This window comes from Tepidimonas sp. (assembly GCF_036824975.1).
Classification (GTDB): Bacteria; Pseudomonadota; Gammaproteobacteria; order Burkholderiales; family Burkholderiaceae_C; genus Tepidimonas.
Window position 1 is genome coordinate 1 of the sequence record NZ_DAISZC010000058.1, and the last position, 13,680, is coordinate 13,680.

A 13,680-nucleotide genomic window follows, 5' to 3' on the forward strand; every position below is an offset into this window, starting at 1 on the left:
ATGTGGCTGGCGATATTTACGTCGGGGTAAATTTTGCGCAGGGCATCCAGCGCCAGCTGCACCCGCTTGGCGCTGTCGTAGGGCAGCATTTTTAGCGCGTCGCTCATCCAGGCGTAGGACAGGCAAATCACGCCGGGCTTGTCCGGGCCGTTGTCGAACAGGTAGGTGCCGCGCGTAAGGCGGTCGGTCAGCGTCATGCCCATGACGGGCCAGCCGTTGTCGCGCAGGTCGTTCCAGAACGGGCGGTCCACCATCACGAAGGTTTTGGACGACTGCATGTAGCGCGTGCGGTCCAGCGCCATCCAGAGTTTTTGCGAAAACAGCGACTCCTCGCACGCGATCTGCGTCGTCAGCAGCCAGCTCTGGCAGGTGACGAGCACGGCGTCGTAGCGGCGCGTGCTGCCCCAGGCGTCGGTAACTTCCAACTGACCGTTGCTGGCGCGCTGAATGGCCTTCACCGCCGGGCGTGGTGCCCCACCGTGCAAACGCGCCAGCGTGGTGCCGCGCGGCCAGTGCGCGATGCGCTCGGGCGCGCGGTGCCACAGCCCCAGCGGCACCTGCTGCACGCCACCCACGATATAGTGCTGGTTTTCGTCGCAGCCGGTCAGCACCACGCGCAGGATCTCCAGCATCGAGTTCGGAAAGTCCGAATCCCAGCCACCGGTGCCAAAGCCCACCTGCCCGAACACTTCGCGGTGGTGAAAGCTCAGGCGCTGGAAGGCGCTGGACTGGGCCACGAAGTCGTAGAACGTGCGGTCGTCCCAGCGCGGTACCAAGGCATTCCACAGGGCTTTGACGCGCTCGATGTCGCGCTGGCGCATGGCGGTTTGCAGCTCGGTAAAGCCCGCGCCCTCCTCCAGCGCGTCGGCCCAAGCACGGGCCACTTCCTGGAACAGCGGCGGCAGATCGGCCAGCGTGCGCGCCCAGTGGGTCTGGCCCTCCAGGTCGATGACGGTGCAGTTGGCCGCGGGCGTCAGCGGGTTGGGAAACGGTCGGCTTTGCAGGCCCAGCAGGCGCACGTAGTGGTAAAAGCCGGTGGATGACAGCGGAAAGCGCATGCCACCCAGTTCGGCTATGGCGCCGCTGCCGCCCTCGAACGGCTGCGAGCGCAGGCGGCCACCCATGCGCGAGGCCTCGTACACCACGGGCTTTAGCCCCAGCTTCATCAGCTCGTAGGCAGCGGTCATGCCTGCCATGCCTGCGCCGACGATGGCCACTTCCGTGCCTAAGCGGCTAGCGGGCAATTGACCCAATCCGACCGGGTGAGCGAGCCAGTCGTCGTAGGCGAACGGGAAGTCCGGGCCGAACATGGTGATCGGCGCGTCGGTAGGACGCAGGGCAGGCCGATGGGCCGAGGGATCGAAGGCAGGTGCGGTCATGAGAGGTCTCCTCAGCAATCGGGGTTGGAGAAGAGGTTGGAGCAAGGCTTGGCAAAAAGGCCAATCGGGGCGGCGCAAGGGTGGTCAGCCGCGCGGTCTGCGGCCGTTGGATCACTCAAACAGCGACACCACCAGCGCCGCCGCCGTGCCCCACATCATCAAGGCCACCAATCCGTCGAGCGCGCGCCACACCGCCACCGACTGCAAACGCCGCCCCAGCCAAAACGCCAGCGTGCCCAGCACCACAAACCACAGCACCGACCCGGTAGCAGCCCCCAGCCCAAAGACGGGCTGCTGGGCACCCCAGGCCAGCGACGCGGTGCCGATCAGCACGGCCGTATCCAGCCACGCGTGCGGGTTGAGCCACGAAAACGCCAGCGCCGCAAGCACCGCCTGGCGCCGCGTGGTGGGGGCGGGGAGCGCCACCGCGGCCTGCGGGCCCGCAGGCGCGGCGGCGGGTGTGCCTACGGCGGGCTGCGGCCGCCAGCAGCGGCGCGCCGCGTGCCAGCCATACACCACCAGAAACAGCACCCCGGCGCCCACCAGCGCCCCATGCAGCTTGTCCGACAGCCCACCCAGCTGCGCCAGCCCCGCCACGCCCAGCGTGATCAGCACGATGTCGGCCAACGCGCAGGTCAGCACCGTCAACCCCAGGTGACGACGCTGCAGACCGGCGCGAATGACGTGCGCGTTCTGCGGGCCGATGGCCATGATGAGCGACAGGCTCATCACCAAACCGGCGGTGAAACTGGGGGCGGCAAGGCCGGGCAGACCGGCGCTCCAGGCGAGGGCGCTCATGGCAGACTCCTGACAGCAAAGACGATGGTTGACTGGGCTGCAGTGTGCCGCCACTGCCGTAGCGGTTTAAGCCTTTTGACGTTCTTTTCGTTCGATCAAGTATTTTTTAAACTGCTGTCATGCTCGACGCCCGTCAACTCGAAGCCCTACGCGCCGTGGTCGAACACGGCAGTTTTTCCGCCGCGGCGCAGGCGCTGGCGCTGACAGTGGCGGCTGTGTCGCTGCGCGTCAAGGCGCTGGAGGCGCAGCTGGGGCAGCGGCTGCTGGTGCGCGGCAAGATGGTGCGCGCCACCCTGGCAGGGCAGGCGCTGCTGGCACACATCAAGCAGGTGCAGCTGATGGAGGCCGACCTGCTGGAGCGGCTGGCCGGCGACGCCGGCCAGCGCTGGCAGAGTGTGCCGGTGGCCATCAATGCGGACTCGGCCGCCGCGTGGTTTCTGCCCGGGGTGGCCTCGCTGCTGCAGCGCCAGCGGCTGCTGCTGGACCTGACCATCGACGACCAGGACCACACCCACGAGCTGCTGAAAAACGGCACCGTGATCGGCTGTGTGACCACACGTGCCGACGCCATGCGTGGCTGCGTGGCCGAGCCGCTGGGCGTGATGCGCTACCGCTGCGTGGCCACCCCCTCGCTGGCCGCGCGCGCGCGCACCGCGCAGGGGCGCGTGACGCCGCACCGGTTGCTGGCGCTGCCCGCGGTCATCTTCAACCGCAAGGACGCGCTGCAGGACCGCTGGCTGGAGCTGCACTTCGCCTTGCGACAGGCGCGCTACCCGCGCCACTTCACGCCAGCGGTGGATGCATTCGAGCGTGCCATTGAGCTGGGGCTGGGCTGGGGCATGGTGCCGGAACTGCATCTGGCCAACCGGGAAGGGCGCCCGCCCTTGGTCGAGGTGATGCCGGGCGCGGTGATCGACGTGGCGCTGTACTGGCAGCACTGGGAGCGCGAGCCGCCCACCGCGCAGCGCCTGACGCGCGCCATTCGCGACGCCGCGCGCGTGTGCCTGACGCCCGTGGATGAGGATGCCACCGCGTAACGCGGCACTTTGCACGCCCCCGGTGCGGCTCGCCACCCCCGGGGGCGTGTCTTTACCCCACAACCGTGTCGGCGCCCCCATCTGGTTATGCTGTTGGGCACTTGAACCTTCGCTCGACCCCTTGGCTTGATCGGATGGCCTCGCAGCCGCTCCCCACGGGGCCATCGGCAACAACAGACGATGACCGACTACGCCTTCGCCCGCAACGTCCTCGGCGGCCTGCTGCGCGCCTGCTCCTACGACCCGCTGACGGGGTACTTTCGCGATGGTTGCTGTCACACCGCCGCGCATGACGTGGGCTCGCACGTAATCTGCGCGCGTGTGACGGCGGAATTTTTGGCGTTCTCGCGTGAGCGCGGCAACGATCTCATCACGCCCCGGCCCGAGTGGCGCTTCCCCGGCCTGAAACCCGGCGACCGCTGGTGCCTGTGTGCGCTGCGCTGGAAAGAAGCATGGGATGCTGGTTGCGCGCCGCCGGTGATTCTGGAAAGCTGCCACGAACGCGCGCTGGCCTATGTCAGCCTGGACGACCTCAAGGCGCACGCCTGGGTACCGACGCGCGGGTAACGGCCGCGCGCGTGAACGCAGGCGCGTGCAGCGTGCGGGCGCGCCGGTGGCTCGTCATCCCCGCAACACTGGTGCGGGGGCAACCCAGCGACAATACCCCCATGACTGAACAGCTGCCCGAAGCACCCGCCGCCGGTGACGGCGCCATTCGCCGCCCCAGCCTGTATGGGTCCTGGCCCGAGATGACCTACGCCGGGGTGCTGAGCTTCATGCGCCGCACCTATACGCGCGACCTCACTGGTGCCGACGTGGTGGTCAGCGGCATCCCGCTCGACCTGGCCACCACCTACCGGCCCGGTGCGCGGCTGGGCCCAGCCGCCGTCCGTGCCGCCAGCGTGCAACTGGCCGAACTCAAGCCCTTTCCGTGGGGGTTCGACCCGTTTGAGACGCTGGCCGTGGTCGATGCCGGCGACTGCTGGCTCGACCCCCACAATCCGCACACCCTATCCGGTGCCATTCGCGACCATGCGCGACGCATCCTGGCGGCCGGCGCGCGCATGCTCACTTTGGGGGGCGATCACTACATCACCTACCCGTTGCTGCAAGCCCACGCCGAGCGCTTTGGGCGGCCGCTGGCACTGGTGCATTTCGACGCCCACTGCGACACCTGGCCCGACGACAGCCCGGACTCGCTCAACCACGGCACCATGTTTTACAAGGCGGTGCGCGAGGGCCTGATCGACCCCGCGCATTCGGTGCAGATCGGCATTCGCACCTGGAATGACGACTTCATGGGCCTGCACATTCTGGATGCGCCCACCGTCCACGCACGCGGTGCGGACTGGGCCTTGCAGCAGGTGCTTGCCCTCGTGGGCGACCGCCCCGCGTACGTGACGTTCGACATCGACTGCCTGGACCCGGCGTATGCGCCCGGCACCGGCACCCCCGTGGCCGGTGGGCTCAGCAGTGCCCAGGCGCTGCATATCGTGCGGGGTCTGGTGCCGCTGAATCTGGTGGGCATGGATGTGGTGGAGGTGGCCCCGCCGTATGACCACGCCGACATCACGGCGCTGGCTGCGGCACACGTGGCGTGTGACCTGTTGTGCGTGCTGGCCGTGCAGCGGGGAGCGCGACGCTGACGCCCCCGCCTACAATTTCACCCATGCAAACGGTCAAACACGAATTGCTCGGGGCGCTGGCCACCGAGCTGGAGGCGTTGCACGCCGGCGCAGGCGCACGCGCCGCTTTCGAGCAACCCAAAGTGGCTGCACACGGTGACCTGGCCATCACCGCCGCCTTGCAGTTGGCCAAGCCGCTGGGCAGCCACCCGCGCGCCATCGCACAACGGCTGGTGGAGCGGCTGCAAGCGCAGCCCGCCTTCCAACGTTGGGTGGCAGCGCTGGAAATCGCTGGCCCAGGCTTCATCAATCTGCGCCTGCACCCTAGCGCCAAGCAGCAGGTGGTGCGCGAGGTGCTGGCCACAGGCGACCGCTATGGGCACCGGCCCGCCAACGGCCAGCGCCTGATGGTGGAGTTTGTCTCGGCCAACCCCACGGGGCCCTTGCACGTGGGGCATGGCCGCCAGGCGGCGCTGGGGGACGCGATCTGCAATCTGTTTGAGACCCAGGGCTGGCAGGTGCACCGCGAGTTCTACTACAACGATGCCGGGGTGCAGATCGAGACGCTGGCGCGCTCGGTGCAGCTGCGCGCCCGCGGCCTCAAGCCCGGCGACCCCGGCTGGCCCGAAGCCGCTTACAACGGCGACTACATCCAAGACATCGCCGACGACTTTCTGGCGCGCAAGACGGTGGTGGCCGACGACCGGCAGGTTACCGCCAGCGGCGACGTGGACGACTTGGACAATATCCGCGCCTTTGCGGTGGCCTACCTGCGCCACGAGCAAGACCTGGACCTGAAGACGTTTGGCGTGCGCTTCGACCAGTTCTACCTGGAGTCGAGCCTGTACAGCAGCGGGCGGGTGGCGCAGACCGTACAGCGCCTCATCGACGCCGGCAAGACCTACGAAAAAGACGGCGCGCTGTGGCTGCGCACCACCAACTACGGTGACGATAAGGACCGCGTGATGCGCAAGTCTGACGGCACGTACACCTACTTCGTGCCGGACGTGGCCTACCACATCACCAAATGGGAGCGCGGCTTCACCAAGGTCATCAACATCCAGGGCACCGACCACCACGGCACCATCGCGCGCGTGCGCGCCGGCTTGCAAGCGGTGGGGCTAGGTATTCCGCCAGGCTATCCGGACTACGTGCTGCACACCATGGTGCGCGTCGTCCGCGGCGGGCAGGAAGTCAAGATTTCCAAGCGCGCTGGCAGCTACGTCACGCTGCGCGACCTGATCGATTGGACCAGCCGCGACGCGGTGCGCTTCTTCCTGCTGTCGCGCAAGCCCGACACCGAATACACCTTCGACGTCGATCTGGCCATCCAGCAAAACAACGACAACCCGGTGTATTACGTGCAGTACGCGCACGCGCGCAGCTGCTCGGTGCTGGCGCAGTGGCGCGCCCAGGGGGGTGACCCCGCTACACTGCGTGACGCCGACCTGGCGCCGCTGGACACCCCGGCGGCGCAGGCGCTGATGCTGCAGCTGGCACGCTACCCCGAGGTGCTGGCGGCCGCTGCCGCCGACTTTGCGCCGCACGACGTCAGCTTCTACCTGCGCGAGTTGGCCGCCGCTTACCACAGCTACTACGATGCCGAGCGCATCTTGGTGGATGACGACGCGGTGCGGCGCGCGCGGCTGGCGCTGGTGGCCGCCACCGCGCAGGTGCTGCGCAATGGGTTGCGCGTGCTCGGCGTCGGCGCGCCCGAGTCGATGTAAGCTGCCCCCCAATGCTTTCGGAGCCCGTGTTCATGGCGTTGCCCACTGCTTCCGTCCCGCAGCACCGCAGCCGCGCGCGTGGCGGCACCTTGCTGGGATTTCTGCTCGGATTGCTGGTGGGCATCGGGGCATCACTGGCGGTAGCGGTATACGTGACCAAGGTGCCGATCCCGCTGGTGGACCGCGGCGTGCAGCGCAAACCGACGCAGCCCGAGACCGAATCGCAACGCCTGCAGCAGTGGAATCCGAATGCCGGGCTGTCGTCGGCACGCTCCTCCACCGCGCCATCGGCGACGACAGCCAAGGATACTGCCGCCGACGGCGCAGCCAGCAACACCCCGGCGCCGGATCCGATTGCCGAACTGATTCAACAGCGCACCGGCAGCGCACCGGTGGCCGCGCCAGTGCCGAGCACACCGGCCCGCAGCGCCGCGGCCGATGCTGCGCCCAAGCCCGCGTCGCCCGCCGCATCGGGCGACGCCTCTGACCCGTTTCTATACTTCGTACAGGTGGGCGCATTTCGCAACGCCGAGGAGGCCGAGGCCCAGCGGGCCCGGCTGGCCCTGCAGGGGTTCGATGCACGCATCAGCGAGCGCGAGCAAAATGGCCAGCGCGTCTGGCGCGTCCGCCTGGGGCCGTTCGACAGCCAAACCCAGGCCGAAGCGATGCAGGAGCGTCTGCGTGGTGCGCGCTTCGAGACGGCCCTGGTGCGGGTGCAGCGCTGACGCCGGATGCACACGCACCCGCTGCACCGGTGCTGCTGCGCGCGCCCTGATCCGGCCTCGACGCGGCGGCTGCGCAGCCGGGTGCGGAACCCGGCGCTGGCCCCAGCATCCAACTGAACTGCCGCGAGTAGCCTACCGAACCGTTGCCCCTTGCCGCCAGCCTCAGCCTGGCCTGTCCAGAGGGGCGCGGCGACAGCGGTGCCGCGAGGGACGGCGCTTGACCCGAGGGTACCCGGGCCCTGGCTGTCATCTCCTGAACCCACCCACCACTACGTCCTATGCAACGTCGCCACGCAACGCTCGCTCTCCTTGCCACCGCCGGCGGTCTCACGATGCCCGCTGTGGGTTTTGCCCAGGCTGCCCCACGTGAGGGGTCGGAATACCGCCGCCTGAGCCGGCCGGCACCGGTGGACGTCGGCCCCGGCCAGGTCGAAGTGCTGGAGTTCTTCTCCTACAGCTGCATCCACTGCTACCGTTTCGAGCCCCTGATGAAAGGCTGGATGCAGCGCCAGTCCAAAGAAATCGTAGTGCGACGGGTGCACGTCGGGTTCAACGCCGGCTTCGAGCCGCTGCAGCGCCTGTACTACACGCTGGAAGCACTGGGCAAGCTGGAGGCGCTGCACCTGAAAGCGTTTGCGGCGATTCACGACGATCGGCGGCGCTTCAACGGCCTAGAGCCGATTGCCGAGTGGGCAGCGGCGCAGGGGGTGGACCGGCAAGCGTTCGTGCAGACCTACCAGTCGTTTGGCGTCAGCGGCAAGGTCAAGCGGGCGTTGCAACTGCAAGACGCTTACGAGGTCGAAGCGACCCCATCGCTGGGTATCGCGGGCCGCTTTATCGTCCCCGGACAAGCCGAGCGCACCCTCAGCGTGGCCGACGCCCTGATTGCGCGCGTGCGGCAGGCCTGACGCACGCGCTGCTCTCCAGGCGCCGCACAAGGCGCCGTTGTCCGCGCCGGGTGCCGGGACGAAGCGTGCGTCGATGTGCTGGTTCGCGCGGCACCGTGCAGCAGCCCGGCGGCGGCGGTGCGCGCGCCGACACTGCCCCGATACACCAGGCGGCTGTGGGCGTGGCACAATCGGGCGCACCGAGTCTGGAGCAAGTTCCGTGCCTGTCATTCGACCGCTGCCCCGCCCCTGCCCGATTGTTCTCCTCGTGGCCTGCCTTGCTGTGAGCTGCGTCCCGACGGCCTGGGCCGAACGCGCCGACCGCTTCGCCCCGCTGCAGGCCGAAGCCGATGCGCTGCGCTACGACGACGCCCGCCAGACCAGCGTCTTCAGCGGGCGGGTCCTGATCAGCAAGGGGTCGATCCGCATCCGCGCCGACCAGGTCGAGGTGCGGCAAGACGAACAGGGACACCAGTTCGGTGTGGCCAGCGGCAGCGCCTCCCAGCGCGCGTTCTACCGCCAAAAGCGCGAGGGTGTCGATGAGTACATCGAGGGCGAGGCCGAGCGCATCGAATACGACGGACGCGCCGACCGCGTCACCTTCCGCGGCCAGGCCGAGTTGCGCCGCTACCGGGGCACGACGCTGAGCGACCAGACCAGTGGCGCCGTGATCGTGTACGACAACCGCAACGACACCTTCCGCGTCGACGGGGCAGCCACAGCCGCTGCCGACCCCACGGGGGCACGGGTGCGGGCGATTCTGACCCCGCGCCGCGCCGATCCCGCCGCCACCGAACCGGCGCCTGGCGGCGTGTCGGCCCCGGCCCTCACGCCCAGCGAACGCCTGGAGCCGCGCCGGTGATGCCGACCTCCAGTGCTGACGCACTGTCCCAGGGCCTGTGCGCGCGCGGCCTGCGCAAGCGCTACGGCCGCCGTACCGTGGTGCACGACGTCTCGCTGGACGTGCGGGCGGGCGAGGTGGTGGGACTGCTGGGCCCCAACGGCGCGGGCAAAACCACGTCCTTTTACATGATCGTCGGGCTGGTACACGCCGATGCCGGCGAACTCTGGATCGATGGCCAGCCCGCGCTGCGCCTGCCGATGCACCGCCGCGCTCGGCTGGGGCTGGGCTACTTGCCGCAGGAGGCGTCGATCTTCCGCAAGCTCACCGTCGAGCAGAACGTGCGGGCGGTTCTGGAGCTGCAGCGCGACGCCAGCGGGCGGCCGCTGCCGGAGCCGCAGCTGCGCCAGCGGCTGGATGCGCTGCTGGGTGAGCTGCACGTCGATCATTTGCGCGACACTCCTGCGCCCGCCTTGTCCGGGGGTGAGCGGCGCCGGGTCGAGATCGCGCGCGCGCTGGCGGCGCAGCCGCGCTACATCCTGCTCGACGAGCCGTTTGCCGGCATCGACCCGATTGCGGTGATCGAGATCCAGCGCATCGTCGGCTTTCTGAAGGCGCGCGGCATCGGCGTGCTCATCACCGACCACAACGTGCGCGAAACGCTGGGCATCTGCGACCGCGCCTACATCATCAGCGAGGGGCGGGTGCTGGCGCATGGCACACCGGCCGACATCGTGGACGACGCCGAGGTGCGGCGCGTCTATCTGGGCGAGCATTTCCGGCTGTGAGGCGATGAGGGGGAGCCTGTCGCTGCGCCAGTCGCAGCAGCTGACGCTGACACCGCAGCTGCAGCAGTCGATCCGGCTGCTGCAGATGTCCACGCTGGAGGTGGCGCAGGAAATCGAACGGATGCTGGCCGACAACCCGTTTCTGGAACGGGTAGACGACGACAACGCAGCCACCGGACCGGATGACGACGCGGCGGTGCCGCATGCCGCCGCGCCCGACGCGGATGCGGGCGCACACCCTACCCTGGCCGACGATACCGTGCCAGGCGATGGCGACGGGGAACCCGACACCGAAGGTACCCCCCGCGACGCCGTGACGCTGATGGAGACGGACACGCCGCTGGCTGGAAACGATTGGCCGGCGCAGCTCGACGAAGACGCTGGGGGCTGGCGCGCCGACGACGCCACCGACGACGACGGGCCCGACTGGTCGTGGGAAGGTCCGGGGGCCGGGCGCGGCGCCCCCGATGACGCGGACGAGCCGGCCAGTGCGGCGGAGCTCGCCCGCAGCGCCGAGCGGCTGCAGGACCATCTGCACGCGCAGGCGCTGGCCTTGCATCTGAATGAGGAGGAGCGTGCCGCGCTGCACTTCCTGATCGAGTCGCTCGACGAGGACGGCTATCTGACCGACTCGCTCGAGGAGCTGGTCGATGCGCTGCTGCGTGCCGCGGCACCGCTCCCCGGCCCTGGTGGAGCCGACGACACCGAACAGCGCGAGGAGCTGCTGGCGTTGTTGCGCCGCGCACTCGGCTGGCTGCAGGCCATGGAGCCGGCGGGCGTGGGCGCGCGCGACCTGGCCGAGTGCCTGCGCCTGCAGCTGCTGGAGCAGCCCGACACACCCGTCACCCGCGCCGCCCTGGCCCTGTGCGCACTGCCGCTGCAGTGGCTGGCACGGCGTGACGTGCGGCGCCTGGCTCAGGCCGCGGCGGTCGATGAGGACACCGTGCGCGCAGCGCTGGCGCTGCTGACGCGGCTGGAGCCCAAGCCCGGGCGGCGCTTTGCCGATGTCCAGCGCCACTTCATCGTGCCCGACGTCATCGTGACCGTGCGCGCCGGCGAGTGCGAGGTACAGCTCAATGCAGCCGTGTTGCCGCGGCTGCGCGTCGCCGACGTCTATGCACGCGCCCTGCGCGGCCAGCGCGCCGCCACCCTGCAGCAGCGGCTGCAGGAGGCGCGCTGGTTCATCAAAAACCTGCAGCAGCGCTTCGACACCATCCTCCGTGTGGCGCGCGCCATCGTCGCGCACCAGCGCAGCTTTTTCCTGCACGGCGAAGTGGGCATGCGCCCGCTGGTGCTGCGCGACATCGCGGCCGAACTCGGCCTGCACGAATCCACCATCAGCCGCGTCACCAGCGGCAAGTACATGGCCACCCCGTTTGGCACTTTCGAACTGAAGTATTTTTTCGGCTCCAGCCTGGGCACCGACACCGGCGGCAACGCCTCCAGCACCGCGGTGCGGGCGCTGATCCGCCAGCTCATCGCCGCTGAAGACCCGCAGCACCCATTGAGTGACGGGCGCATCGCCGAGCTGCTGCGCGAGCAGGGCATCGAGTGCGCGCGCCGCACGGTGGCCAAGTACCGCGAGGCGCTGCGCATTCCCACCGCCAGCCTGCGCAAGGGCCTGCCGCGATGACCGACACGCTCGACCTGTTCCTGCCCTGCGCAGCGGGCTGCGCCGACTACCTGGCCGACGAAGTGGCGGCCTTGACCGGGCAGGCGCGCGCCGCGCTGCGTATCGACCGCGCGGGTGTGGGGCTGCGCGCCGACTGGAACGCCGTCCTGCGCCTGAACCTGTACAGCCGCATCGCGCAGCGCGTGCTGGTGCGTCTGTGGCACGGGCGCTACGCCGGGGAAGACGATCTCTACGCGGCAGCGGCAACGCAGGCGTGGGAAGACTGGCTCACCCCCCGGCATACGGTCAAGGTGGACGTGACGGCGCAGCGCAGCCCACTGCGCAGCCTGCATTTCGCCGCGCTGCGCGTCAAGGATGCGCTGTGCGATCGCCTGCGGGCCCGCTGTGGGGCACGTCCCAGCATCGACACCGCCCGACCGGATGTGCGCGTGCACCTCCATCTGGGCGCTGACGACGCCACCCTGTTACTGGACACCAGCGGCGAGCCGCTGTTCAAGCGTGGCTGGCGCAGCGACACTGGCGAGGCACCGCTGAAGGAAACGCTGGCGGCGGCAATCATTGCCGCCACCGGCTGGACCGGCACCGACGGCGACGGCGCGCCGGTGCCGCTGTTCGACCCCTGCTGCGGCAGCGGCACGCTGGTGATCGAGGCGGCGCAGATCGCGCGCCGTCAGGCCCCGGGACGGTTGCGCCGCTTCGCCTTCGAGCGGCTGCTGCCACATGACCCGGCGCGCTGGGCGGCGTGCCGTGCGGCCGCGCGCGCCCAAGAAATCGACTGGCCCGCCGATCGACCACCGATCGCGTACGGCAGCGACGTCTCGTTTCGCATGGTGGATTTTGCGCGCCGCAACGCCGAGCGCGCCGGTGTCGGGGCCGCCGCGGCGTTTCGCGGCGGCGACGCGCTGCAACGCCTGCCACCGGCCCCCGGGCCGGGTGTGCTGCTGCTCAACCCCCCATATGGCGAGCGCATCGAGGCGGCGGGGGTGGCGGGAGGACTGGGGGCTGACGCCTTCTATGAGCGGCTGGCGGCGCACTGGAAAACGCACTTCGGCGGCTGGACCGCGTGGATCCTGAGTCCCGACCGCGACTTGCCGCGCCGGCTGCGGCTGCAGCCGAGCCGGCGCATTCCACTGTTCAACGGCCCCATCGAGTGCCGACTGATGCGCTTCGACCTCCGCGCAAGAACTGCCAAAAGTGATGAGCCATCAGCGGACTGACGAACGGCGTTGCTTTTTTTACCACTTGCTTGGCGGTCAGTCGTCAGCTTGTGGTAAATTTCGCGTTGAGCCGTTACGCGGCTCCCCGCTTTTCCTCCCTGAGCGGGTGCCTTTGTGTGTGACAGCATAAGGCTTGAAGCCCCGGTTGCCTTTAGCACCGGGGCTCTTTTTTGGGTCACTCTCAAACGCGCTCCAGCACCAGCGCAATACCCTGTCCGACGCCGATGCACATGGTGCACAGCGCGTAGCGGCTGCCAGTGGCGTGCAGCTGGTGCACCGCCGTCAGTGCCAGACGCGCGCCGCTGGCGCCCAGCGGATGGCCCAACGCGATGGCGCCCCCGTTGGGGTTGACACGCGGGTCGTCGTCGGCCAGGCCTAGCTGGCGCAACACCGCTAATGCCTGTGCTGCAAACGCTTCGTTGAGTTCGATGACGTCGATCTGATCGAGAGTGAGACCAGCGCGCGCCAGTACTTGGCGCGTCGCTGGCACCGGGCCGATGCCCATGATGCGCGGCGGCACACCGGCCACCGCCATCGCCACCACGCGCGCGCGCGGGGTCAGGCCGTGGCGCGCGGCGGCGGCTTCGCTGGCCAGAATCAGGGCACACGCCCCGTCATTGACGCCGCTGGCGTTGCCTGCGGTCACCGTGCCGTCTGGGCGCACCACGCCCTTGAGTTTGGCCAGTGCCTCCAGCGACGTCTCCCGCGGGTGCTCGTCGCGATCCACGACGAGCGGCTCGCCTTTTTTCTGCGCAATCGTCACCGGCACGATTTCCTGCGCCAAGCGCCCGCTGGCTTGCGCCGCCACCGCTTTGCGCTGCGAAGCCAGCGCAAAGCGGTCCTGGTCGGCGCGGCTGATACCGAAGTCGGCCGCCACGTTCTCGGCCGTTTCGGGCATCGAATCCACGCCGTAGGCAGCCTGCATGCGCGCGTTGACGAAGCGCCAGCCGATCGTCGTGTCGTACACCGCGGCGCTGCGCGAAAACGCCGTCTCGGCCTTGGGCATCACGAACGGCGCGCGGC

At 69.2% G+C, this 13,680-nt stretch carries 13 protein-coding genes; 10 read left to right on the plus strand and 3 right to left on the minus strand.

The features are described from left to right. Both V7Z54_RS07530 and V7Z54_RS07535 read right to left on the minus strand, forming a co-directional pair. On the minus strand, window positions 1–1,379 hold a 1,379-nt coding region (locus V7Z54_RS07530), incomplete at its 3' end, for a flavin monoamine oxidase family protein (RefSeq protein ID WP_334135558.1). Window positions 1,380–1,490: 111 nt separating this feature from the next. After that, on the minus strand, window positions 1,491–2,177 hold the full coding sequence (locus V7Z54_RS07535; RefSeq protein ID WP_334135559.1) for a LysE/ArgO family amino acid transporter: 687 nt from the start codon (window positions 2,175–2,177) through the stop codon (window positions 1,491–1,493). Between the two features lie 119 nt (window positions 2,178–2,296). On the opposite strand from V7Z54_RS07535, the gene argP reads away from it, so the two are divergent. The 10 genes from argP to V7Z54_RS07585 all read left to right on the plus strand — a co-directional run bounded on the left by argP (window position 2,297) and on the right by V7Z54_RS07585 (window position 12,657). Further along, the gene (gene argP, locus V7Z54_RS07540) at window positions 2,297–3,214 is read left to right on the plus strand and encodes an HTH-type transcriptional regulator ArgP (RefSeq protein WP_334135561.1); all 918 of its coding nucleotides are present in this window, start codon (window positions 2,297–2,299) and stop codon (window positions 3,212–3,214) included. Between the two features lie 180 nt (window positions 3,215–3,394). Then, entirely contained in the window at window positions 3,395–3,781 is a 387-nt protein-coding gene (locus V7Z54_RS07545) for a DUF2237 family protein (RefSeq protein WP_334135562.1), read from the plus strand. Window positions 3,782–3,882: 101 nt separating this feature from the next. Beyond that, the gene (gene speB, locus V7Z54_RS07550) at window positions 3,883–4,860 is read left to right on the plus strand and encodes an agmatinase (RefSeq protein WP_334135564.1); all 978 of its coding nucleotides are present in this window, start codon (window positions 3,883–3,885) and stop codon (window positions 4,858–4,860) included. A gap of 23 nt (window positions 4,861–4,883) precedes the next feature. Next, window positions 4,884–6,566 (plus strand): arginine--tRNA ligase, encoded by a 1,683-nt coding sequence (argS, locus tag V7Z54_RS07555; protein ID WP_334135566.1) that lies wholly within the window; start codon window positions 4,884–4,886, stop codon window positions 6,564–6,566. A 32-nt stretch (window positions 6,567–6,598) separates the two neighbouring features. Continuing rightward, complete coding sequence (locus V7Z54_RS07560) at window positions 6,599–7,291, plus strand: SPOR domain-containing protein (RefSeq protein WP_334135567.1); 693 nt, start codon at window positions 6,599–6,601, stop codon at window positions 7,289–7,291. A gap of 332 nt (window positions 7,292–7,623) precedes the next feature. Then, on the plus strand, window positions 7,624–8,199 hold the full coding sequence (locus tag V7Z54_RS07565; protein WP_334135568.1) for a thiol:disulfide interchange protein DsbA/DsbL: 576 nt from the start codon (window positions 7,624–7,626) through the stop codon (window positions 8,197–8,199). Between the two features lie 262 nt (window positions 8,200–8,461). Further along, window positions 8,462–9,040, plus strand: coding sequence for a lipopolysaccharide transport periplasmic protein LptA (gene lptA, locus V7Z54_RS07570; protein ID WP_334135570.1), 579 nt, complete (start codon window positions 8,462–8,464; stop codon window positions 9,038–9,040). Further along, the gene (gene lptB / locus V7Z54_RS07575) at window positions 9,040–9,807 is read left to right on the plus strand and encodes an LPS export ABC transporter ATP-binding protein (protein ID WP_334135576.1); all 768 of its coding nucleotides are present in this window, start codon (window positions 9,040–9,042) and stop codon (window positions 9,805–9,807) included. Before lptA ends, lptB begins: the two co-directional genes overlap by 1 nt. Before the next feature lie 4 nt (window positions 9,808–9,811). Then, entirely contained in the window at window positions 9,812–11,440 is a 1,629-nt protein-coding gene (gene rpoN, locus V7Z54_RS07580) for an RNA polymerase factor sigma-54 (protein ID WP_334135572.1), read from the plus strand. Beyond that, window positions 11,437–12,657: a THUMP domain-containing class I SAM-dependent RNA methyltransferase gene (locus V7Z54_RS07585; RefSeq protein WP_334135573.1), complete on the plus strand. Its 1,221-nt coding sequence runs from the start codon at window positions 11,437–11,439 to the stop codon at window positions 12,655–12,657. Before rpoN ends, V7Z54_RS07585 begins: the two co-directional genes overlap by 4 nt. 181 nt (window positions 12,658–12,838) lie before the next feature. Here V7Z54_RS07585 and V7Z54_RS07590 read toward each other — a convergent pair. Then, a partial coding sequence (locus tag V7Z54_RS07590) for an acetyl-CoA C-acyltransferase (protein WP_334135575.1) occupies window positions 12,839–13,680 on the minus strand: 842 nt, incomplete at its 5' end.

Coding starts and splice junctions, on each gene's coding strand:
- V7Z54_RS07535 (WP_334135559.1), bottom strand. CDS start 2,177: ATGAGCGCCCTCGCCTGGAGCGCCGGTCTGCCCGGCCTTGCCGCCCCC.
- argP (WP_334135561.1), top strand. CDS start 2,297: ATGCTCGACGCCCGTCAACTCGAAGCCCTACGCGCCGTGGTCGAACAC.
- V7Z54_RS07545 (WP_334135562.1), top strand. CDS start 3,395: ATGACCGACTACGCCTTCGCCCGCAACGTCCTCGGCGGCCTGCTGCGC.
- speB (WP_334135564.1), top strand. CDS start 3,883: ATGACTGAACAGCTGCCCGAAGCACCCGCCGCCGGTGACGGCGCCATT.
- argS (WP_334135566.1), top strand. CDS start 4,884: ATGCAAACGGTCAAACACGAATTGCTCGGGGCGCTGGCCACCGAGCTG.
- V7Z54_RS07560 (WP_334135567.1), top strand. CDS start 6,599: ATGGCGTTGCCCACTGCTTCCGTCCCGCAGCACCGCAGCCGCGCGCGT.
- V7Z54_RS07565 (WP_334135568.1), top strand. CDS start 7,624: ATGCCCGCTGTGGGTTTTGCCCAGGCTGCCCCACGTGAGGGGTCGGAA.
- lptB (WP_334135576.1), top strand. CDS start 9,040: ATGCCGACCTCCAGTGCTGACGCACTGTCCCAGGGCCTGTGCGCGCGC.
- rpoN (WP_334135572.1), top strand. CDS start 9,812: ATGAGGGGGAGCCTGTCGCTGCGCCAGTCGCAGCAGCTGACGCTGACA.
- V7Z54_RS07585 (WP_334135573.1), top strand. CDS start 11,437: ATGACCGACACGCTCGACCTGTTCCTGCCCTGCGCAGCGGGCTGCGCC.